The organism is Bacillus sp. 5mfcol3.1 (genome assembly GCF_900114335.1).
Taxonomy (GTDB): domain Bacteria; phylum Bacillota; class Bacilli; order Bacillales; family Bacillaceae_G; genus Bacillus_A; species Bacillus_A thuringiensis_S.
This window is the reverse complement of sequence record NZ_FOST01000001.1, coordinates 1,197,285-1,218,776: the sequence shown is the minus strand read 5'-3', so window position 1 is coordinate 1,218,776 and position 21,492 is coordinate 1,197,285. Positions and strand designations below refer to the sequence as shown.

The following is a 21,492-nucleotide window of genomic DNA, read 5'->3' as shown; positions in this document are numbered from 1 at the left end:
AACAGTTTTCTTCGACTTTTATTATCTCTCATCACGCAAAAAAAGTGCAGAATTCTTTCTAACTCAAGATTTCTGCACTTTTATATTATGCTTATTTATTCTTCCTTATTTCTCTACATAAACCGACTTAACAATCGTACGATTATATGGTTTTCCTTCTTTATTCATCCCTTTTATATCCATCGTAACGTTATATACTCCCGGTTGTTTTATATCTTTCAAAGCACCTGTAAATGTATTCGTATTAACATTTTGTAATTCATTAAATTCAGAGACTAACTTACCTTCTTTATTAACGACTCTTACTGTTATGGAAAGATCCCCTTTCATTTCAGGTGCCAATGGTGATTTTTTCAGTTTATACTCAGGGTTTTTTACTTTAACCTTTGTAGGCATTTGAAGAACAAATGGCGCGTCATTCTTGTAATCGCTTACAACTAAATATGCATCTTTCGACTGCTTCGCCATCATTTTGATTTTCCATTCGCCTACTTCCAATTTATCAAACTTGAATGTTCTAATTGTCGCCCCATTAAAGAAAGATTCGCCTTCACCAGTAGTTATAGCGCTATCTTTGTTTGCATAGATTTTTCCTTTTGGAGATACCATTTGTACTTCTACATCAGAAGAAGCAGTTAGTACAGAAACTATTCCTTCAGCCTTTTTATCAACAGAAATACTTTGCTCTATCCACTGATTTTGTGGTAATTCGCCTCCTAAAATATTTTGATTTGAAGTTGTATTTAATTGTTCTAGATTTTCATTTGAACTAGTGCTGGATGCTACTAAAGCTGGTAATCCCACATTTGTCGTACGTAAATATGGTTCAATTCGTGCAAAAACAGCTGATCCTTTTCTTATATTGTCATGATCAAATCTGGAATCTGTAAATAAATGTGTACCGTACGATAGCTTCGCACTCCATTCATTTACTAGTCCATCATTTGAACCGTACGACGATAAATATAACCCGCCCATAGATAATGCAGAAAATGTTGGCCCCCAGCTAGTCCCAGTAGCCGTATAGTAACGGTTTAATTTAGCTGCTGGGTTGTTATCTATTGTTGAACGAAACTTTGCCATTTCACCTATTTGTAACGAATACGTACCATCATCTTTTTGACCTAATATAGAAGCAAGCCACCCTGCCCACCAACTATATGATAAATCTGCTAAATTTGAGCCGTGATGCGGTGTAGCAAGTGTAATAACATTTCCAACAAATCGATTCGCACCATATTCAACTAATGCGGCTTGTGTATCAATACCACCTTTACTATGCGCTACAATATTAACTTTTTTACCGAAATGATTATATATTTCTTCAAGTTTTTGTGCTAACAATTTTCCGTTATCCCACTGACTAGCCGAACCTTTCCCAGCAGCATCATACAATTGTATAAACACTGTTTGATAGCCTGCTTTTAAAGCATAATCATACATATCATTTATATCATGATATACTGTCTTTCCATACCAACTATCAGCATTACCATTTCTTCCTTGTACAAAGAGAATTGGCGGTTTATTCTCATCATAATTAGCAGGTTTTTGGCCTAAAAACCATTCTCCAGGTGTGAATACTTCTGTGTCAGGAAACCCCTTTCCAAGCTCTTTTACAACTTCTGCCTGTACATTTGTGCTAATCGTTGGAGCCATGATAAAAAATACAATTAGTAAGACCACAAATCTTCTCATCAGTCGCATATTACTCCCCCTATTTTTTTGAAAGAAGGTGTTCTTTATAATATTTTTATATTTTCCCTTCCTTAATAATAGCTAATCTTTTATTTTAAAAAGATGTTAGCCCTATTTTTAGAAGGTTACTAGTTGTGTACCCTCTTCCTTAACTCTCGTTATTCTCTTTGTTTCTACCTCTTCCTTTTGATAGAATACGACAAAAAAGTTTCTCAATAATTGTTAACTTCGCTACATCCAGATATTTTTTAAATCATTATTGTTTATATAAAGCATACAAATCTTGAAAAAATTTTAGTGAAAAAACATTTTATTACTAGTTAGTTATTTAAAAATATAATAAAGATATGTACTTTCTTTTCATTAAATACAAACTAATTTTAAAGGAGCTTATATTATAAGACTTTCCTACGATTAAAAATTAAACTGAAATTTCAGAATAAAAAATCACATTTCCAGAAACATATATTATGATAATTTCTGCGCACTTGAATTAACTTTTTAGAAGTACTAACCTATCGGTGAGCAGAAGAAAATTCTGTAAAAAGAAAGGAGAATACTTTATGATGACCAATTTACAAAAGGAGTTTTTTAAACGCTTAAAAATTCCTGCAAAAGAAATAACATTTGATGATTTAGATGAAATTCTCTTAAAAATGGGAATGATTCTCCCCTATGAAAATCTTGATATTATGGCTGGCACTATTAAAAATATCTCAAAAGATAATTTAATAGAAAAGTTACTTATTCAAAAACGAGGTGGACTTTGTTATGAATTAAACTCCTTATTGTATTATTTTTTAATTGATTGTAGGTTTCAAGTATACAAAGTAGCCGGTACTGTTTATGATCTGTACGATAATAAATGGAAACCCGATGATGGTCATGTCATTATCATATTAAGTCATGAGGATAAAGATTATGTTGTGGATGCAGGTTTTGCATCTCATCTCCCTTTACATCCAGTCCCTTTTAACGGAGATGTCATCTCCTCTCAAACAGGAGAATATCGAATTCGTAAGCGAAATACTCGAAAAGGTACGCATATTTTAGAAATGAGAAAAGGAGCTAACGGAGAATCTACAAGTTTCTTACAATCTGAACCTTCAAATGAATGGAAAATAGGCTATGCTTTCACTGTAGATCCAATAGATGAGAAAAAAGTGAATAACATTCAAAAAGTGATTGTAGAGCATAAAGAATCTCCTTTTAATAAAGGGGCTATCACTTGTAAATTAACTACTTATGGTCACATATCATTAACAAATAAAAATTATACAGAAACCTTTAAAGGCACTAAAAATAAACGACCAATAGAATCTAAAGATTACGCTCGCATTCTTCGTGAATCTTTTGGAATAACGCAAGAGAAATATGTAGGAAAAACACTAGAAAGAGGTTAGTTGACTACAAGTATTTCATAATAAAGCAGATTCTATATTTAGAATCTGCTTTATTTTATATTTTGTTATAAATTAATTTAATTTTGTTGTTACCCTTTAATTTTCAATTATATATTCATCATCATATTTATCGTATTGTAACCCTTTCCCTATCTTTGATTCTGTAACTTGATCTCTTAAAAACGGTGCAGCATCCATTTTGCTAGTTGCAATTTCAATTCCATATTTTTTCGTTAAATGAGCTAACTCTAGTAAAAACCACTCTCTTCGCAATGTAACTGGAATATCCAATGTTTTTCTTTTCATATATAATAGCACCTCTTTTATTTTCATAGCTTAAAAACATCACTGGATGCACTTATTAAAACTACCTTTCACCGCTAACATCCAATGAAACATTATAGTATATGCATGTCCATTTCAAACGTGCTATCACAAATATGATATTTAAGTTTACATAATTATATTATGTAATAGCAGAAAAGGAAGGCATGTCCCTCCCCCTTCTACTATAGAGATTTAAATTAAGAACATCTTGGTACACCTAAAGCTAAAAATAAACCTGCTACTCCCGCAGTAATCGGTACTTTTAACGTAATAACATCGTCTACCTTCGTTACTAAAAAGTAAGCATTACCTTCTTGTAATATACAAGTTACTAACAATTGAAATTCCATTCAAATCTCCTCCTTTCAATCGATATACTATAATTTATGAAATATCTTTCAAAAAGTAATAGGAAATATATCTATTTTTCCCTATATATAAAATAATCGTTTATAAGTCTAGTAAAAATATTAATTTTCTAAATTTATATAAAACGTGTAATATCCAATAAGTTTATAATCAATAAGAAAAATCTTACAAATGCAGGTATGAAAATGGCGATTTTGATTAATATTGGTGCAGCTTTATTTTCTATTGCTTTTATTCTTTTAATCTTATGTATCATTTCATTCTTTAAGAAAAATGGAAAAGCAAAACAATATGGACGTCCTACCGTTATTCTTTTTATGATTTCTATTATATTAATAACGACCGGTACAACAAAGTCGGAACACCCCGTCGTCGAGTTTTTTCTACTTTAATTTTCATTCTATTTATATTCTTCCTTGTTATAGCAATCTTATCTGTAATTAAGAAAACAGGTGTAGCGAAAAAACAATTTATTATTACAGCCGTATTATTTGTCATTTTTGTTGCGCTATTAGGTATTTCAGCTCCTTCTTTCGAAAAAACGACAGCAACTAGTACAAAAGTTGCCTCTAACAATGAAGAACAAAAAAATAGCGAACAGAAAAAAGAACTAGAAAAGAAAGAGGCGGATGAAAAAACTCAAAAGCAAGAAGATGAGAAGCGTCAAGCCGAGGAACAAGCTCGTAAACAACAAGAAGAACAAAAACGTCAGGCTGACGAACAGGCTCGCAAACAACAAGAAGAGCAAAAAGCACAGCGAACTCAAACACAACCCGCTTCAGGAAATACTAGTAGTGCATACTACAAAAATTGTGCTGCAGTTAGAGCAGCTGGGAAAGCCCCTTTACATAAAGGGCAACCAGGTTATAGCTCTCATCTTGATCGTGATGGCGATGGAATTGCATGTGAAAAATAGCAATAAAAAATATTACCACTTATTACTTTCCCCCTTATTTTAATAACATTCTTCTTATTATTCTCAAAAACGACACAGAATAAGTGATTTCAATCACTACATAGATGTTAGTTTATCGCTATTCTTAATTTAGTTATTACATTCAAACTTTATGGAGGCGTTCATATGAAACATGCATTTACTGAAACTTCTATTGTCGGTGAGATCGTTACACAATTTCCGAAAGCTAGCGATCTTTTTAAATCATATAGAATAGACTTTTGTTGTGGTGGTAATAAACCACTTATTGATGCAATTCATGAAAGAAATTTATCAGCAACAGAAGTACTTACAGAATTAAATACACTTTATAATAATACGAAACGATTAAATGAATCTGAAATTGATTGGAAAAATGCTTCTTATCGTGAATTGATTGATTATGTTATAAATAAGCATCATCGCTATTTAAATGAAGAATTACCACAATTAAGTCCGTATGTGACGAAAGTATTACGCGTCCACGGAGCAAGTCAGCCTCACTTAGCTCAAATTCATAAGCTATTTCACGAATTAAAGATGGAATTAGAACAACATTTAATTAAAGAAGAAACAGAAGATTTCCCATTAATTTTAGAATTTGAACAAAATCCAATTGAAGAAAACTATGTGAAATTACTTAAAGTAGTAGATGAGTTGGAAAATGAACATAACCACGCAGGCAACATTATTAAAGAGCTTCGTAAAGTTACAAATGACTTTACTCCTCCAGAAGGAGCTTGCGGTACTTATCGACTTGTTTACCAACGTCTTGAAGCATTAGAGTCTGACTTAGTTGAACACATTCATTTAGAAAATAATATTTTATTTCCACGTGCCATTACGAGAGCATAAATAAATTGCAGGACATGAGTATACATACTTATGTCCTGTTTTTTCATTTGGTAAAAAATATACACATCCCTCTCGAATAAATCCGAATTTTAACAATTTGTGAATCATTATAAAAATGTGACAAATATCACATCTCCCCTTTTTTGGATTTTCTATAATAGAAATATAATCCTTTGTTCAACATTTCACAGAAAAAGGGGAAACGAAAATGAAAAAACGTTTAGTTATGATCGGAAATGGTATGGCTGGCATACGCTGTATAGAAGAAATATTAAAACATAATAGTGATTCATATGAGATTACTATTTTGGGAGATGAACCGCATCCAAACTACAACCGTATTATGCTCTCTCACGTTTTACAAGGCAAAACAAATATGCAAGATATCATTATGAATGAATATAGTTGGTACGAAGAGAATGAGATAACTTTATATACAAACGAAAGAGTTCAAAGTATTAACCGAGAAGCAAAAATCATTATCACAGAAAAAAATCGTACTCTTACATATGACAAACTCATTATCGCAACAGGTTCTAGTGCTTTTATTTTACCTGTTGAAGGTTCTACTCTTCCTGGTGTAACAGGATTTCGAACAATTGAAGATACACAATTTATGATAGACACCGCTAAAGAAAAGAAAAAGGGCGTTGTTATTGGTGGTGGGTTACTTGGTTTAGAAGCCGCAAGAGGTCTTATTGACTTAGGGATGGACGTACATGTTGTTCACTTAATGCCAAACTTAATGGAGCAGCAACTAGATACGAAAGCAGCTTCTCTATTACGCAAAGATTTGGAAGCGCAAGGCATGAAATTTCTAATGGAAAAGAAAACTGTAAAAATTCTTGGTACAGACCATGTTGAGGGCATTCAATTTGAAGATGGTGAAGTTGTAGATTGTGATTTAGTCGTAATGGCTGTCGGAATACGCCCAAATACGCAAATAGCAAAAGATGCTGGTTTAATTGTAAATCGCGGTATTGTAGTCAATGACTATATGCTAACAAATGATGAGTCCATTTATGCAGTTGGAGAATGTGCAGAGCATGACGGTATCGCATATGGACTTGTTGCTCCTCTTTATGAACAAGGTGCGATATTAGCAAAACATATAACAAATTTACAAACTGATGGATATTCGGGCAGTATCGTCGGTACGCAATTAAAAGTTGCTGGTTGTGATTTATTCTCTGCTGGTCAAATTTATGAAGATGATCAAACGAAAGCAATATCCATCTTTGATGAATGTAAACGTTCCTATAAAAAAGTATTAATTCGTGATAATAAAGTCGTCGGTATCGTTTTATATGGTGACACAGCTGACGGTACACGCCTCTTTAGCATGTTAAAGAAAGAAGAAGATATACAAGAATATACACCAGCTTCCATTCTTCACAAAGCTGGTGAAGAGAGTGAACTTGACGTTGCTACTATGAGTGCTGATGACACGATTTGCGGATGTAATGGTGTTACGAAAGGTACAATCGTTCACGCCATTTTAGAACAAGAGTTAACGACTTTTGAAGAAGTTAAAGGATGTACGAAAGCCGCAGGGTCTTGTGGTAAATGTCGTCCGCTTGTGGAACAAGTTTTATCTCATACACTTGGAGATGCTTTTGATGCCTCAGCGCAATCTGCCGGTATGTGTGGATGTACACCTTTATCCCGTGATGAAGTCGTAGCGGCCATTCACGAGAAAGGCTTAAAATCTCCAAAAGAAGTACGAAATGTTCTTGGTTTTGCACATGAAGACGGCTGTTCGAAATGCCGCCCTGCTTTAAACTACTATTTACGTATGGCGATTCCAGAAGAATATGAAGATGATAAATCGTCCCGTTTCGTTAATGAAAGAATGAATGGTAACATCCAACACGATGGTACATTCTCTGTTATTCCACGTATGTACGGAGGCGTTACAACAGCAGATGATTTAATGAAAATTGCTGAAGTTGCGAAGAAGTATGATGTTCCACTTGTGAAAATTACCGGTGCAAGCCGAATTGGCTTATACGGTGTCAAGAAACAAGATTTACCTAACGTATGGGCTGACTTAAATATGACTTCTGGATATGCGTATTCAAAATCTCTTCGTAATGTAAAATCATGTGTTGGCTCTCGTTTTTGCCGTTTCGGTACGAAAGATTCATTAGGACTTGGTATGTTGCTTGAACAATCATTAGAAATGGTAGATACACCTCATAAAATGAAAATGGGTGTAACTGGTTGTCCGCGTAACTGTGCGGAAGTACTGACGAAAGATTTTGGCGTTGTTTGTGTCGAAAATGGATATCAACTTTATATTGGCGGAAATGGTGGTACAGAAGTACGTGAAGCTGATTTTGTAATGATTGTCCCTACTGAAGATGATGTCCTTCGCATCGCTACAGCTTACATGCAATATTATCGTGAAACTGGTATTTACGGAGAGCGTACTGCCTACTGGACAGAACGTTTAGGCTTCGATCACATAAAAGAAATACTGCAAGATGCAAATATGGTTACTACGTTAAATGAACGTTTCCAAAAAGCTCGTGGCACATATAAAGAAGCTTGGGGACAAGCACTAGAAACGAAATCATTAAAAGCGATGTATGAAGTAGAAACTGTGAAATAAGGAGCTGTGACCTATATGATACAAACGAAAGAAAAAATAAAAGTTATGCGTGCAGAAGACCTTCCTATTCAAATCGGTAAAGAGGTGCAAATGAAAGGTATGTCTTTCGCCCTATTCCGCCTTTCAAATGGCGATATTCGAGCTGTAGAAAATCGTTGTCCTCATAAAAACGGGCCATTAGCGGAAGGTATTGTATCTGGAGAATTCGTCTTTTGTCCATTACATGATTGGAAAATTTCACTACTAACAGGTGAAGTTCAAAAACCTGATGACGGTTGTATTCAAACGTATGAAGTAGAAGTTATTGACGGAGATATTTATATATACATGTAATTTACAAAAGGAAGCCTCTCCTGGCTTCCTTTTAAATAAAAATAGACGAGGTGCGAATATGAACGGATATGTATATTTAGTTGGTGCAGGACCAGGTGATGAAGGGCTTATTACAAAAAAAGCGATAGAGTGCTTAAATCGTGCAGATATCGTCTTATATGACCGCTTATTAAACCCTTCCTTTCTTAATTATACAAAAGAAACATGTGAACTTATTTATTGCGGAAAAATGCCAAAGAATCATACTATGCGTCAAGAAATGATTAACTCACACCTCCTTCAATTTGCGAAAGAAGGAAAAATCGTAGTCCGCTTAAAAGGCGGAGATCCATCTATTTTTGGCCGTGTTGGTGAAGAAGCAGAAACTTTAGCATCAGCAAATATTCCATATGAAATTGTACCAGGTATTACCTCTAGCATCGCCGCTAGTATCTATGCAGGTATTCCCCTCACCCACCGTGACTACAGTAATAGTGTCACTTTATTAACCGGACATGCAAAAGGTCCTTTAAGCGATCATGGAAAATATAATTCATCTTACAATAGCGACACGATTGCCTACTACATGGGTATAAAAAACTTACCTACAATTTGTGAAAACTTACTACAAGCAGGAAAAAAAGAAGATACGCCAGTAGCAGTCATTGAATGGGGTACAACTGGTAAACAGCGCGTTGTCACAGGGACACTGTCTACCATTGTTTCTATTGTCAAAAACGAAAATATTTCTAATCCTTCTATGACAATTGTTGGTGATGTCGTTTCCTTACGTAATCAAATCTCTTGGAAAGAACGCAAGCCATTGCACAGCAAGAAAGTTTTATTTACATCTGCAACAAATAAAAAAAGCGCAATAAAGCAAATGTTACAAGAGTCCGGTGCAGAAATATATCAAATTCCAACTTTCAAAAAGAAAGAATACACATTAACCTCTGAACAAATCAATAAGATTTTTAACGTTGATCGTCTTGTATTTTGTTCCGCTGACAGTGTAGACATCTTAATGCAATCATGCAGTAAATATCATAAAGATATTCGTTCCTTACAGGCAGAACTTCAGTATATGAACCTTTCTATTCAAGAAAAGCTCATGCAATATGGATTGTTCAGTAAACCTGCGCAATTTTCTTCGAATTCAACGATTTATTTAGGACGAAACATTAACCGAATTGCTGTTATTCAAGAAAAAATTGGTGCTGGTTCCTATATGATGACTCATGAGTACACAATTGATCATCGCTTCGATGAAATTCATTCACGTATTCTTTCTGAATTCTCATGGGATAGCATTGTATTTGAAGGTCGTGCTTCTATTGATACGTTTCTAGCAGAAATAAAACGCCTTGGCTTTATCAATATTCTTACTCTCCCATTCTCGTATACCGACGTTCCAACTTTACACTATGCAAATAAAGTTGGGTTTCATAACGTAGATCATCAATTACAAGAAACTCTTATGAAGAAAGACATGGTGAGACAATGAAAGGAATTGTATATGTTGGACATGGGAGCCGGCTACAAGAAGGTAATGAACAATTCATTCAATTTATTCAATCTGTTATGAAAGAGCGAAACGAAAGAATTCAAAAAATAGCTTTTCTAGAACTAACGACACCTACTATTTCGGATGCAGTTACAGAAACGATAATAGAGGGAGTAACTGAAATAATGATTGTACCTGTTTTATTATTTGCAGCAGCTCACTATAAACGTGATATTCCTTTTGAAATAGAGCAACTACAAAAGAAATATCCACAAATAACATTTTCAGTTGTACCTCCTTTTAGTACACATCCACATATGGTGGAACTTGTAGTGAAAAGAATACGTGAAGCTATGCCAATGCAAAATAGTAGTATTTTACTCGTAGGACGAGGCAGCAGTGATCCACAACCGATACATGAATTACAACAAATCAGAGCAGCTGTCGAACGAAAACTTGGTATGCCAGTATCCTGTTCCTTTTTAACGAAAGGAACTCCCTCTTTTGCTGCTGAGCTCAAGGCTATAACATCGACTGCGTCCCATGTATATGTCATGCCGTACCTTCTCTTTACCGGATTATTACTTCAAAAAATTAAATTGCATACAAAAAAATATGATCACGTTACGACTTGTAACTGTCTTCAGTTTGATACATACATGAAGTTAACATTATTAGAACGAATGGAGGAATGCATATATGTATAACATGTACCCTCTTATGTTTAATCTACAAAATAAAGTGGTCGTTATCATTGGTGGAGGTAAAATTGCATATCGAAAAGCGTCTGGATTAAAAAATACAGGTGCTTTCGTCACTGTTGTCAGCCCAGAAATTTGCGAGGAAATGAAGGAACTTTCTTATATTACTTGGAAGCAAAAAACTTTTAGTAATGATGATATTAAAGATGCTCATCTTATTTATGCAGCTACAAATCAACATGCTGTAAATATGATGGTCAAACAGGCCGCTCATGATTTCCAGTGGGTTAACGTTGTAAGTGGTAGTACAGCATCATCTTTTCACACACCTGGTGTCATTCGAAATGATGAATATGTTGTCACTATTTCAACTTCAGGTAAGGACCCATCGTTTACGAAGCGCATGAAGCAAGAATTAACATCCATACTTCCTAAACTTATAAAAAAACTTTCTCATACTCGCAAATTGTAATCTATCACTCAGCTAAAATAGTAATTAACTTTGAACAAACGTTTTTAGAGGCGTTTGTTCTTTTTGCTTTAGTTTCGTTTTTTAGGCTCAGACAAGCAATTGGACAAGAATCTGTGAAGAAAAATAACGGCAACAATTACGGACATAAAAAACAGTTGCTTGAAAGCAACTGCTTCAATACAGGTTTTATATTGGATATTCATTCAACCAAATTAGCGCATATTCATACTCATCAAAAAATCTCACAGATTCTTTCGTATTAGATTGTTGTAAATAATCCATTATCTCCCCCTCTTCAAGGAGAAATGCAATTGCCTTACTGTGATTCAAAATGGTTTCATTGAAAAACTTCTCTTTCCATACTTTTTGAACAGAAAAATGATTTGGCGTGTATCCTTTTCTATCCACCAACAATTTATATTTCCGCCCTTCGGAAATGAATTGCTGACAAACCTGCTCGAAACCATTAAACCATTCATACACATCATCTGTTTTTATATTACCAACTAGATGGGTAACAATTACATCTCCTGAAACTGTTGTGCTGATATTTTGTTTACTCAACTTGGAATCATCCCCTTTATTTACAATAATACGGAAAAATTACATGGAATCAATAAAGATAAAATTCTTACTTGACGCTCCCCCATCACTATCAACCTAAGCTCATGTAACGTCAATTATAAGCGAGATTGTGTCTTTTTTCGCAAATCTATATGTAGATGCTTTAAAGATTTACATACGAAATAACCCGTAACGAGTTTCCTTTTTTTTGAATTAAGCCACTTGATTATCAGACATAGTACAATTGTAAACGACACTCAATATATTTAAGACTGTTTTCTTCTCATATCGATGGGATTTCCGTCCATCATTTACCGCCTCAAATCTATTCGTTTTTGCACGTACATTCAAAACAAAATATATGACAAATAAATAACGACAGTTACTGTAATAATGCTGAAAAGTGTTGAAAATAAAACGATTTGTGCATGTAATTCAGGTTCTATTTGATACTCCATAGCAATGGTTGATGTATTTCTTGAAGTAGGAAAAGAACTTGCAATAAATAATGATTGTGCAACAATACCATCCATGTTTAGTAGATATATCATAGCAAGTGCTAATAATGGTCCCATCAGTAACCTTCCAATTAAAGCCCATGTTATGACTCGATGGAAAAAATTAAGCTTAATGTTGGATAATTGTGCCCCTAGCAATATGAGTGCTATTGCAACAAAACCATTCGCAAGCTGATTAAGAGGAATAAAGATAGAATTAGGTATTTGAATTGTAAAAGATTGAAAGAAAACCCCTAATACGAGTGCATGAAATACAGGCAGTCTTAGAAATGATTGAATAATACCTCCGATTGTTTTTGTTGCTGATAGTAAGTTATATATCCCATATGAATAAGTTAAAAGATTCTGGAAAATAACAATAAAAATTTGAATGGAAACCCCCACTGGATTGTTACTGAAAATCAATTGACTTACTGGTAACCCATAATTACCGGAATTCATTAACGAAATGCTATTTTTTAGAGCTGCACTTTCTCCTTTTTCTAACTTTAATATTTTTGAAATGAAATGACTTACTATGATCAGACTCAGACTATAAAGCATTAAATAGTATATTATCTGGAGCAACAAACCTGTTTCTATACGAATATCATATATATTCACAAATACAGCCGCTGGCATCAAGCAATAAGTAATAAGTGTAGATAGCTGCTTTAAGTTAAATTGAAACTTTCTTTGTAAGATTGCACCAATTAGCATCAATATTAATATTGGTAATATCACGTCTAATATAATAAAAACAAACATGTAAAACCTCATTCCAAATATATTATAGTTGGATGAAACTCTTTACTAAATATGGACCACATTTAATTCATCGGAAAACACCCTCAGTTCTTAATAATCAGAAAACTGAAATCAATAATATGAAAATGCTCATCAAAAATTCTTATTTCATTTCCCTCCCCTCTCTTTTCTTTAACATATCAAATATAACTCATAAAGAAAATTATGGATTGTTTATACAAATTCATAATTTTATCTTATCGAACTAAACTGTATTCTTTAGTGTAGTACTTTTTTCACAATATCCGTTAGCCTTACCAAAAAATTTGGCCCTAAAAAAATCTGATACTGCAGTTACTATGCGAAGAATACTTACATCAATTCCATACTTGTCGCTTAAACCACCTAACACACCTGATACTTGTTTATCTTGAGTGGACTTATATTTTTTTCATCTAAACATCCCGATTCAATTAAATATTTACATTCTAAAAATGAGTTCGATCTTTAGAATAGATTTAAGATTTCCTTCACTAATCTACCCCTTAATTGAATAACTTTTGACTTCTATATTTTAAAATAAAATTCCATAAACCTTCTGTTTTTCATTTTAAAAGCACATTCTTTTAGAAAACGAGCGTTTGTTGAGATAGCAATAAAAACATGTTGAAGCCTATTACTAAAAAAAACATCCCAATATACTTTGGGACGGTTCTTTTTCCTTATTAATGATTCTTTAACATCACTAACAATTTCTCTTGGCTATACATCCACACTGTAATAATTAAACAAGCAAGTGCGACTTCTGATAACGCCATAAATCCAATTGCATAATGACCTGTTAATTGGAATAGTAATGTTAAAATTAGCGGTGGGAAGAATCCTCCTAGTCCACCTAAAGCTGATACGAGACCATTTACAATACCAGCTTGTTCTGAGAAATACATTGGAACGAGTTTAAAGATTGTACCATTACCTATACCTGCACAAAATGCGACTAGTAGGCAACCAAATGTATACACGTTCATGCTAGGCATAAATGATAAAATAATACCTGAAAGTGTTAAACCGATAAATACAAAGATTAATATTTTAAATGGATTAAACTTATCACCGAGCCAACCACCAATTGGGCGCATAATTGTTGCGAGTACGATGAATCCAGCTGTCCGCATACCTGCATCTACTTTCTCTAATCCGAAGTGAGATACTAAAAAGTTTGGTAAGTATACGGTAAATGCGACAAATGATCCGAATGTTAAAAAGTAAAAGATACATAAAAACCAAAGTTTTTCATTTTTATATACACCTTTTATTTGTTCCATTAATGGTGTATTCACCTTTTTCTCTTTACGATCGCCTAATAAAAAATTCATAAGTGCAAATGCTGCAAGTAAAACCAAATAACATTGTACTGTCGCTCTCCAGCCAACTGAAGTTGCGATAACAGGCGCTAAAAATGAAGTAATGGCTGTTCCGGCATTACCTACACCGTAAATACCATTTACAAAACCGTGACTCTCTTTCGGAAAGTATTTTGGTAAAGAAGTTACCCCTACAGAGAATACAGCACCACCGATTCCGACAAATAATCCACCAATAATTAAATCCATCATAGAATTGGCAACACTAATATAAAAGACAGGAAATAATAATAAAATAAAACTAATAAAGAATAATTTTCTTGCTCCGAAACGATTTGTCCAATAACCAATTGGAATGCGAAGAACAGAACCTAAAATAACCGGTACTGCTGTTACCATAGAAATTTGTCCCGCAGTTAATGGAATATCCGCTTTAATATAAGGCATTAATGATGATAAAATGACCCATACCATAAAACCGATAACTAGATTAGAAGTTTGTAAACTTAATTGAAAATTAGGACTTTTCATCCTGTTCCCTCCTATGTATGCATAGTTATATTCATTCTCTCCAGCCTAATCACGTCCTAACATGATTAGGCTGAAAAGAATCAACCACCACTTACTGGCGGAATCATTGCTACGACATCGCCAACTTGAATGATGTCATCCTCATTTGCATACTCTTCATTTATCGCGACCATAATCTCGTTTGAAATTGCTACATTATATTCCTTAATCAGAACTTCCTTCAGCTTCGCAACTGTAATATTTTCACAATCTATGTGTAATGCTGGCTTACTTACTTCTTCTTGTAAATGTGCAAATAATAGTACTTCAATCATATACTCCTCTCCTTTCCAGGCTCACCATTTGCATATGTTACCTTCTCTAACTGATCACCTATCCATGACTCACCATCTTCCCAAAACTCTTTCTTCCAAATTGGAACAATTTGTTTAATACGCTCCATAATATATTCGTTCGCCTCATATGCAGCTTTCCGGTGTGGTGTAGAAACAGCGACAACAACAGCAAGATCAGAAATTTGTAATGTACCAATGCGATGTGTAATAGCGACATATGTCCCTGGCCACTTCTCTCCTACTTCAGTGCCAATTCTCTCAAGCTGGTTCTCCGCCATTGTCTTATAAGCTACATACTCTAAACAAAGTGTACGTCGACCTTTCGTAAATTCTCTAACAGTACCAATAAAAGTAGTAACCGCACCACACTCACGACGAATTACTTTGTTTGTAACTTCTTCAATTGAAATAGGTGTATCAATTACTTCATAATACGTATGTGTCATCTTGCACCTCTGATCCTTATATAAGTTAGCAATCTCTTTTTCTATTACTTGTATGATCGAAGCGGCTCTTCCCACGGCCACTCACTTCCGACGTTCGATTCTAATAACAGTACCGAAACGGTTATTCCTGTTTCAAATCCTCTCGTTCCTCCCGGCAGAACGATAAATGCATTCGCTTCTGCAATTGAAGAAATTGCGCTAGATTTATCTAAACCGACTGGTGTAACTTGCAATTGCCCATCTACAATTTCTACTCTCCCTCTTACAAAACGAGTAAACGGATTTGCTTTCGAAATGTCTTTCTGTAAAATTGCCTCTGCACGATATATGTGCGGATCTTTCCTATGCAAGTATGTTCCAATGACAGGTCGAACATACAATTCACATCCGACATAACAAGCAGAAGGATTACCAGATAGACCAAATAATAGTTTTCCCTCTAACTCAGCTACAGTTGTCACACTTCCTGGTCGCATCGCTATTTTGTTAAAAAGTACATTAGCTTGTAATCTCTCATAAATAGCCGGTAAATAATCATAGTCTCCTACTGAAACGCCACCAGTTGTAATTAATATATCAACTTCTTTTATCGCTTTTTTTACAGTGTTATAACACGTCTCAAAATTGTCAGCGAATTGCCCATAATACTGTACAATTCCACCTGCTCGTTCAATTTGAGCAGCTACCATATAAGAGTTACTATTTCGAATCTTCCCTGGCTTTAATTGTTCATGTACTTCGAGCAGTTCACTTCCTGTCGTTACAATTCCAATGACTGGCTGTTTTACAACATATACCGTACTATAACCAAATGTAGCAAGAAGTGCTGCAACTCCAGGATTAATAACAGTCCCTTTTTTCACCAGAATGCTATTTTGTTTTACATCTTCTCTTTTAAAAGAAATGTTATCCCCAGCAACAAAGGAGCGTTTCAATTTCATATAAGTCTTTTCGTTTTCTTCAAATCCTTCCGTTAGCTCTAACATAACTACTGCATTACACCCCGCAGGAATTGCCGCACCTGTCATAATACGGACAGCTTGAAATGCTTTCACATCTTCTGTAAAAACAAAACCTGCTCCAATTTCACCAATCACTTCAAACAGAATGGGATTACTGCTACTTGCTTCTTTTGTGTCTTCTGCTCGAATCGCAAATCCGTCGTATGGAGAACGATTGAAATGCGGGACATCATGATCTGCAATAACATCTTCTCCAAGTGTTCTACCGTAGCTTTCTATAAGAGAAACCTTTTCTATTTCACCTTGGTAAGCATATTCCATTACACGTGCAACTGCTTCTGCCACTGGAATTGGTATACGTTTTTCTAACATTCTTTTTCACCTCGTTTTAATAAGGGACAACTCTCTTTCTGTTCATCCTATATATTTTGCGTATAATCGTTTTGCTATTTTCACATCATTTGTTCCATGAATAAATGCCCTACCGTCTGTAAATAAAACGAAACGATATTCATCAATTAGAAATGATAGTAAGTAAGGCGTTTTTTGGACAAGTACACTTTTTTGTAATCGTTTTTGAACTTCCTCTAAATGAAGAACACGTTTTACCCCTGAACGGATTTGAACCGTATTCCGTCCGCATAGCACTTCCATTTTCATCTGTGCTTCAAATGTTAAACTTGGGTACGTGCGTGTATTTCCACAAGATGGACATGTATTTTTCTTCTGTCTATTTACTTTTAATGAGAGATATTGATTGTTCCAAATATCAAATGATAACATTGTTCCTCTTAGCGCCTCGAAATCATCCACCAATATTTTCATCGCCTCTGTTACTTGATGAGCAACGACCATTTGTACAGCCGGTTGAATGATTCCTGCTGTATCGCATGTTGCACTGCCCATAGGATGATCCATTAAGCAGCGAAAACATGGTGTTTTCCCTGGAAGAATTGTATACGTTACACCGTAACTTCCAATACATCCACCGTATATCCAAGGTATATTTTCTTTTTGTGAAATGTCATTTATAAGTAGGCGCGTATCAAAATTGTCAGTCGCATCTAATATGAGATCCACTTCTTTTGTTAACTCTTTTATTTCTTGCAGTGTGACATCCGATACTACTGGTACAATTTCCACTTCAGAATTAATCTTTCTTAAATGCTCTGCCGCTGCAATTGCTTTCGGTTTGCACTGCTGTGCATCTTCTTCTGTATATAACTGTTGCCGTTGTAAATTACTCCATTCGACGTAGTCACGGTCAGCAATTGTCAATTTCCCAATTCCCATTCTAACAAGAGCTTCTGCATTTGCAGCTCCTAGTGCACCCGCACCGATTAGGAGCACATGCTTTTCTCTTATTTTTCTTTGTCCCATTTCACCAATTCTAGAAAACAATACTTGTCTTGCATAACGCTCTTGCATAAGAACTCCGCCTTTCACTATCCACCAATGTAAGACATTTCAACTTTTGGACGTTTACTTGTACTTTCAACTGTTCTTTCATCTGAATATCGATCTGTTCTATATCGCCATGTATGTTGTAAAATTTTTAATAATGAGGCGTCAGAAATATTTTCTCGAAGAAGCGTTCGCAAATCCGTTCCTTTTGTTCCAAATAAACATGTAAAAAACTTACCGTCTGCCGAAATACGGGCTCTCGTACAAGAAGAACAAAATGACTCAGAAACAGAAGTAATAAATCCAACTTCTGCATCGCTCCCTACATATCGATACATTTTCGCAACCTCTCCAAAGTAACGAGGTTTAACAGGCTCAATCGGATATACACGATTAATCTTCTCTATTAATTGTTCCTTCGTAATAACTTGTTCAAAGTTCCAGCCGTTTGTACTGCCCACATCCATAAACTCTATAAAACGGAGCTGAATTTCTTTTTCTTTAAAGTAACGAGCCATATGAAGAATTTGACTATCATTCATTCCTTTTTTTACGACCATATTTACCTTTACTTCTAACCCTGCGTTCTTCGCTTCTTCAATTCCTTTTAATACAGGTTTTGTGCTTACATTTCGTCCATTAATTTTTTTGAAGACATAATCCTCTATCGCATCTAAACTAATATTTACACGTTTTAATCCCGCTTCTTTTAACGCCTTTGCTTGTTTTGCTAAATGAATACCGTTTGTTGTGAGTCCAATATCTTTTAAGCCTTCTAGCTTTGCAAGTCTTGCAATTAACGTCGGTAAGTCTTTACGCAATAAAGGTTCACCGCCAGTAAGCCTAATTTTATTGACTCCCATACTTATAAATAATCTCGCTAATCTTTCTATTTCATCGAACGTTAATAAAAGCTCTTCCTTTAAAAAAGCGTAATCAGGTCCGAACACTTCAGCAGGCATACAGTATGTACACCTAAAATTACAACGATCAATAACTGAAATACGTAAATCTTGAAGTGGCCGTTCTAAAGAATCTTTCATGTTCTCATGCATCTATATCCCTTCTTTTCTGCTGCAATCCTTAGTAAGCTTTCAATTTTTTTATTTGCCTTCATTATAAAAAAGAAGCTACATATTCAATGTGACTTTTCTCACATTACTTTCCCCATTCAAAAATTCTTCACAAATCCGTTCGAATTTTGTTCACATCTTTAATCTCATCCACTTTGTCTATTGAATTTTTCAAACTAAAAACTGAAGATTTCTTCCCCTTACGGTCATTGAAATTTCAATTTATTTTTAAAATAGCTCTTGCATTTTCATCATACTTACACTCAAAATAGGAAATGTATTGCTTATAAGAAGAAAGGTGATCACTGTGGCAAACAGTATGACATTATCTCAAGATTTAAAAGAATTACTTGCATCTGTTGAATATAAAATGCAAATTAAAAAAGGTAGTTTTATTTTTCAAGAAGGTATGGAGGCAACAGAGCTCTATATCATCCACTCAGGAAAAGTACAAATTAGTAAATTAAGTGCTGACGGACAAGAATTGACACTTCGAATTTGTTCGGAATATGACATTATTGGAGAACTAACATTATTCACGGACAATGCGAAATACTTATTAAATTCAAAATGCCTTGAAGATGTTGAAGTAGGAGTTATAAAGCGTGAAGCGTTAGAAAAAGCATTACTCCAAAAACCAGCACTTGTATTTGAATTTATGAAATGGATTAGTGAACATTTAAGAAGAATGCAAACGAAGTTCCGAGATTTAGTATTACACGGCAAAAAAGGTGCCCTGTACTCTACTCTTATACGAATGACAAATAGTTACGGTGTATTAAAAGAAAATGGGATTCTCATCGATTTACCATTAACAAATCAAGAACTTGCTAATTTCTGTGCAACTTCACGTGAAAGTGTAAATCGAATGTTAAATGAATTAAAAAAGCAAGGTACAATTTCGATTCATAAAGGAAAGATTACAATCCACGATTTACAATTTTTAAAATGTGAAATTGCTTGTGAAGATTGCTCTGCTTCTGTTTGTAGCATTGATTAGCATCTTATTTAGATGCTAATCTTTTTTCAATTTAAACTACTTATTAACGGCTATTCCCTATATAAACAAAAACGAGGCCTTCCATATTAGACCTCGTTTCGTTTTAGCTGCTAACTCCTATCTGTTTACAGCAGTATTATTTTTTCAACTCATTAGGAATACGTCTTCTGTAAATTACATAACTACGGCTTACATATTTAATTGGGGCACTAAATACATGTACTAGTCTTGTAAATGGCCACACTGCGAATAAACCCATCCCTGCAAGAATATGAATTTTAAACCATACTGGTACTTCCGTCATATATTCAACTTTCGGTTGGAAAATAAAGAGACTTCGGAACCAAGGGCCAATTGTTGTACGATAATCAAATCCTTTTGAATCGATATTTAAAAATGTTGAAGAAAGTCCTGCTAACATTACGATAAGTAATAAAATAAGCGCAATATAATCTCCCTTTGTGCTCGTTGCAATGATACGTTTTACAGTTACGCGGCGGTACGTTAATATAATTAAACCGATGATAGAAGCAACACCTGCCGGAAGCCCGAAACTAATTGCCATTATGTGATACGTATGCTCAGAAATACCTATCGAACGGTATACAGCTTCTGGAATTAATATCCCCATAACATGACCGCCAATTACGAACATAATCCCAAAGTGGAATAATAGACTTCCGATTCGGAGCATTTTCTTTTCTAATAGTTCACTAGATTTTGATGTCCATCCAAATTGATCATAGTTGTATCTAAAAATATGTCCACCGATAAAGATTGCAAAAATGATATAGGGAAACAATACCCATAGAAATTGATTCATCATTTTAACAACTCTCCTTTCTAATTTGTCTGTACATCCCATGCTTCGATAGCGAGTAGAACAGCCGCAAGAATTGGTTCATACATACTACCTGCTTCTTTTAACTGAACGTGTAATGCTTGTATATTCTCCTTGTATTTATTCATAATTGGTTCACTGTCTTGCTCATTTGCATTTGCAAAAAACTCAAGAAAAAGTGGTAAATAATCAGGTAGTTCTTTATCCGTTACTTCAAAACCAGATTTTTTATAATGCTGCTTTAACTCTAATAATTCAATACCTCTTTCTCTTTGTTCACCAGTGTTCATATAAGTAAGATACATATTTGTTTTCTTACCAAAATCGAATGTATATACGTAACTATCAATGAGTTGATCATTCGTTTTATGTAGCGCTTGCTTTATAAAGGCTGTAAGTGATGCTTTAACTTCTTCCTTTTCTATCGTTTCAATCTCTTCTTGCAATTCAGTTACAGCTTCTCTCCACCCTAGTTCAGGATAGGAGAGAAGAAAAGAAGAACAAGAAAAAGCAGTTTGTAAACTTTGTTTCATCATTTT

The 21,492-nt window shown here is 34.4% G+C and carries 21 protein-coding genes and 2 pseudogenes; 9 read left to right on the top strand and 14 right to left on the bottom strand.

Going from position 1 to position 21,492, the window contains the following annotated elements:
- Positions 1-105: 105 nt before the first annotated feature.
- Positions 106-1,707 carry an esterase/lipase family protein gene (locus BM089_RS06355; protein WP_090976310.1) on the bottom strand — a complete coding sequence of 534 codons (1,602 nt, stop codon included), beginning with the start codon at positions 1,705-1,707 and terminating at the stop codon, positions 106-108.
- A 554-nt stretch (positions 1,708-2,261) separates the two neighbouring features.
- On the opposite strand from BM089_RS06355, the gene BM089_RS06350 reads away from it, so the two are divergent.
- Positions 2,262-3,101, top strand: a complete 840-nt coding sequence (locus BM089_RS06350) for an arylamine N-acetyltransferase family protein (protein ID WP_090976308.1) — start codon at positions 2,262-2,264, stop codon at positions 3,099-3,101.
- A 96-nt stretch (positions 3,102-3,197) separates the two neighbouring features.
- Here the strand turns inward: BM089_RS06350 and BM089_RS06345 are convergent, their stop codons facing one another.
- Both BM089_RS06345 and exsG read right to left on the bottom strand, forming a co-directional pair.
- A complete protein-coding gene (locus BM089_RS06345; protein ID WP_139213218.1) occupies positions 3,198-3,407 on the bottom strand; it encodes a hypothetical protein in 210 nt (69 codons plus the stop codon).
- Positions 3,408-3,625: 218 nt separating this feature from the next.
- Complete coding sequence (gene exsG / locus BM089_RS06340) at positions 3,626-3,778, bottom strand: exosporium protein ExsG (RefSeq protein WP_000395679.1); 153 nt, start codon at positions 3,776-3,778, stop codon at positions 3,626-3,628.
- A gap of 204 nt (positions 3,779-3,982) precedes the next feature.
- On the opposite strand from exsG, the pseudogene BM089_RS06335 reads away from it, so the two are divergent.
- The 7 genes and pseudogenes from BM089_RS06335 to BM089_RS06305 all read left to right on the top strand — a co-directional run bounded on the left by BM089_RS06335 (position 3,983) and on the right by BM089_RS06305 (position 11,189).
- Positions 3,983-4,713 (top strand): annotated as a pseudogene (locus BM089_RS06335) (excalibur calcium-binding domain-containing protein).
- A gap of 165 nt (positions 4,714-4,878) precedes the next feature.
- On the top strand, positions 4,879-5,586 hold the full coding sequence (gene ric, locus BM089_RS06330; protein ID WP_090976304.1) for an iron-sulfur cluster repair di-iron protein: 708 nt from the start codon (positions 4,879-4,881) through the stop codon (positions 5,584-5,586).
- Between the two features lie 208 nt (positions 5,587-5,794).
- Positions 5,795-8,200, top strand: coding sequence for an NADPH-nitrite reductase large subunit (gene nirB, locus BM089_RS06325; protein WP_090976302.1), 2,406 nt, complete (start codon positions 5,795-5,797; stop codon positions 8,198-8,200).
- A 15-nt stretch (positions 8,201-8,215) separates the two neighbouring features.
- Positions 8,216-8,533 carry a nitrite reductase small subunit NirD gene (nirD, locus tag BM089_RS06320; RefSeq protein ID WP_000616683.1) on the top strand — a complete coding sequence of 106 codons (318 nt, stop codon included), beginning with the start codon at positions 8,216-8,218 and terminating at the stop codon, positions 8,531-8,533.
- Positions 8,534-8,591: 58 nt separating this feature from the next.
- The gene (locus BM089_RS06315; RefSeq protein ID WP_071714372.1) at positions 8,592-10,016 is read left to right on the top strand and encodes a uroporphyrin-III C-methyltransferase; all 1,425 of its coding nucleotides are present in this window, start codon (positions 8,592-8,594) and stop codon (positions 10,014-10,016) included.
- Positions 10,013-10,723 (top strand): sirohydrochlorin chelatase, encoded by a 711-nt coding sequence (locus BM089_RS06310; protein ID WP_090976300.1) that lies wholly within the window; start codon positions 10,013-10,015, stop codon positions 10,721-10,723. The genes BM089_RS06315 and BM089_RS06310 overlap by 4 nt, the downstream gene beginning before the upstream one ends.
- Positions 10,716-11,189 carry a precorrin-2 dehydrogenase gene (locus BM089_RS06305; protein ID WP_000282601.1) on the top strand — a complete coding sequence of 158 codons (474 nt, stop codon included), beginning with the start codon at positions 10,716-10,718 and terminating at the stop codon, positions 11,187-11,189. Before BM089_RS06310 ends, BM089_RS06305 begins: the two co-directional genes overlap by 8 nt.
- A 186-nt stretch (positions 11,190-11,375) precedes the next feature.
- On the opposite strand, the gene BM089_RS06300 is transcribed toward BM089_RS06305, so the two are convergent.
- The 9 genes and pseudogenes from BM089_RS06300 to moaA all read right to left on the bottom strand — a co-directional run bounded on the left by BM089_RS06300 (position 11,376) and on the right by moaA (position 19,094).
- Positions 11,376-11,783 carry an STAS/SEC14 domain-containing protein gene (locus tag BM089_RS06300; RefSeq protein WP_225988557.1) on the bottom strand — a complete coding sequence of 136 codons (408 nt, stop codon included), beginning with the start codon at positions 11,781-11,783 and terminating at the stop codon, positions 11,376-11,378.
- Between the two features lie 317 nt (positions 11,784-12,100).
- Complete coding sequence (locus tag BM089_RS06295; RefSeq protein WP_069355489.1) at positions 12,101-13,018, bottom strand: AEC family transporter; 918 nt, start codon at positions 13,016-13,018, stop codon at positions 12,101-12,103.
- Positions 13,019-13,319: 301 nt separating this feature from the next.
- A pseudogene (locus BM089_RS31435) lies at positions 13,320-13,448 on the bottom strand (PspC domain-containing protein); the annotation flags it as partial.
- A 274-nt stretch (positions 13,449-13,722) separates the two neighbouring features.
- Entirely contained in the window at positions 13,723-14,892 is a 1,170-nt protein-coding gene (gene narK / locus BM089_RS06285; RefSeq protein WP_000841863.1) for a nitrate transporter NarK, read from the bottom strand.
- Positions 14,893-14,972: 80 nt separating this feature from the next.
- The gene (gene moaD, locus BM089_RS06280) at positions 14,973-15,206 is read right to left on the bottom strand and encodes a molybdopterin converting factor subunit 1 (protein ID WP_000573676.1); all 234 of its coding nucleotides are present in this window, start codon (positions 15,204-15,206) and stop codon (positions 14,973-14,975) included.
- Entirely contained in the window at positions 15,203-15,673 is a 471-nt protein-coding gene (locus tag BM089_RS06275) for a molybdenum cofactor biosynthesis protein MoaE (protein WP_000149965.1), read from the bottom strand. Before BM089_RS06275 ends, moaD begins: the two co-directional genes overlap by 4 nt.
- A gap of 44 nt (positions 15,674-15,717) precedes the next feature.
- Positions 15,718-17,007, bottom strand: coding sequence for a molybdopterin molybdotransferase MoeA (glp, locus tag BM089_RS06270; protein ID WP_090976298.1), 1,290 nt, complete (start codon positions 17,005-17,007; stop codon positions 15,718-15,720).
- Positions 17,008-17,049: 42 nt separating this feature from the next.
- Positions 17,050-18,063 carry a molybdopterin-synthase adenylyltransferase MoeB gene (locus BM089_RS06265; protein WP_001158064.1) on the bottom strand — a complete coding sequence of 338 codons (1,014 nt, stop codon included), beginning with the start codon at positions 18,061-18,063 and terminating at the stop codon, positions 17,050-17,052.
- A gap of 17 nt (positions 18,064-18,080) precedes the next feature.
- Positions 18,081-19,094, bottom strand: a complete 1,014-nt coding sequence (gene moaA, locus BM089_RS06260) for a GTP 3',8-cyclase MoaA (RefSeq protein ID WP_000545008.1) — start codon at positions 19,092-19,094, stop codon at positions 18,081-18,083.
- Between the two features lie 325 nt (positions 19,095-19,419).
- Here moaA and BM089_RS06255 point away from each other — a divergent pair, with 325 nt between their 5' ends.
- Entirely contained in the window at positions 19,420-20,112 is a 693-nt protein-coding gene (locus tag BM089_RS06255; RefSeq protein ID WP_000013866.1) for a Crp/Fnr family transcriptional regulator, read from the top strand.
- Positions 20,113-20,248: 136 nt separating this feature from the next.
- Here BM089_RS06255 and narI read toward each other — a convergent pair whose 3' ends face one another.
- Positions 20,249-20,938, bottom strand: coding sequence for a respiratory nitrate reductase subunit gamma (gene narI / locus BM089_RS06250; protein WP_000981851.1), 690 nt, complete (start codon positions 20,936-20,938; stop codon positions 20,249-20,251).
- Positions 20,939-20,955: 17 nt separating this feature from the next.
- The gene (gene narJ / locus BM089_RS06245; RefSeq protein ID WP_063220184.1) at positions 20,956-21,486 is read right to left on the bottom strand and encodes a nitrate reductase molybdenum cofactor assembly chaperone; all 531 of its coding nucleotides are present in this window, start codon (positions 21,484-21,486) and stop codon (positions 20,956-20,958) included.
- Between the last annotated feature and the right edge of the window lie 6 nt (positions 21,487-21,492).

Excerpts from the sequence above, each read along its gene's own strand:
- BM089_RS06355 (WP_090976310.1), bottom strand. The coding sequence starts at position 1,707 with ATGCGACTGATGAGAAGATTTGTGGTCTTACTAATTGTATTTTTTATC.
- BM089_RS06350 (WP_090976308.1), top strand. The coding sequence starts at position 2,262 with ATGATGACCAATTTACAAAAGGAGTTTTTTAAACGCTTAAAAATTCCT.
- BM089_RS06345 (WP_139213218.1), bottom strand. The coding sequence starts at position 3,407 with ATGAAAAGAAAAACATTGGATATTCCAGTTACATTGCGAAGAGAGTGG.
- exsG (WP_000395679.1), bottom strand. The coding sequence starts at position 3,778 with ATGGAATTTCAATTGTTAGTAACTTGTATATTACAAGAAGGTAATGCT.
- ric (WP_090976304.1), top strand. The coding sequence starts at position 4,879 with ATGAAACATGCATTTACTGAAACTTCTATTGTCGGTGAGATCGTTACA.
- nirB (WP_090976302.1), top strand. The coding sequence starts at position 5,795 with ATGAAAAAACGTTTAGTTATGATCGGAAATGGTATGGCTGGCATACGC.
- nirD (WP_000616683.1), top strand. The coding sequence starts at position 8,216 with ATGATACAAACGAAAGAAAAAATAAAAGTTATGCGTGCAGAAGACCTT.
- BM089_RS06315 (WP_071714372.1), top strand. The coding sequence starts at position 8,592 with ATGAACGGATATGTATATTTAGTTGGTGCAGGACCAGGTGATGAAGGG.
- BM089_RS06310 (WP_090976300.1), top strand. The coding sequence starts at position 10,013 with ATGAAAGGAATTGTATATGTTGGACATGGGAGCCGGCTACAAGAAGGT.
- BM089_RS06305 (WP_000282601.1), top strand. The coding sequence starts at position 10,716 with ATGTATAACATGTACCCTCTTATGTTTAATCTACAAAATAAAGTGGTC.
- BM089_RS06295 (WP_069355489.1), bottom strand. The coding sequence starts at position 13,018 with ATGTTTGTTTTTATTATATTAGACGTGATATTACCAATATTAATATTG.
- narK (WP_000841863.1), bottom strand. The coding sequence starts at position 14,892 with ATGAAAAGTCCTAATTTTCAATTAAGTTTACAAACTTCTAATCTAGTT.
- moaD (WP_000573676.1), bottom strand. The coding sequence starts at position 15,206 with ATGATTGAAGTACTATTATTTGCACATTTACAAGAAGAAGTAAGTAAG.
- BM089_RS06275 (WP_000149965.1), bottom strand. The coding sequence starts at position 15,673 with ATGACACATACGTATTATGAAGTAATTGATACACCTATTTCAATTGAA.
- glp (WP_090976298.1), bottom strand. The coding sequence starts at position 17,007 with ATGTTAGAAAAACGTATACCAATTCCAGTGGCAGAAGCAGTTGCACGT.
- BM089_RS06265 (WP_001158064.1), bottom strand. The coding sequence starts at position 18,063 with ATGCAAGAGCGTTATGCAAGACAAGTATTGTTTTCTAGAATTGGTGAA.
- moaA (WP_000545008.1), bottom strand. The coding sequence starts at position 19,094 with ATGCATGAGAACATGAAAGATTCTTTAGAACGGCCACTTCAAGATTTA.
- narI (WP_000981851.1), bottom strand. The coding sequence starts at position 20,938 with ATGATGAATCAATTTCTATGGGTATTGTTTCCCTATATCATTTTTGCA.
- narJ (WP_063220184.1), bottom strand. The coding sequence starts at position 21,486 with ATGAAACAAAGTTTACAAACTGCTTTTTCTTGTTCTTCTTTTCTTCTC.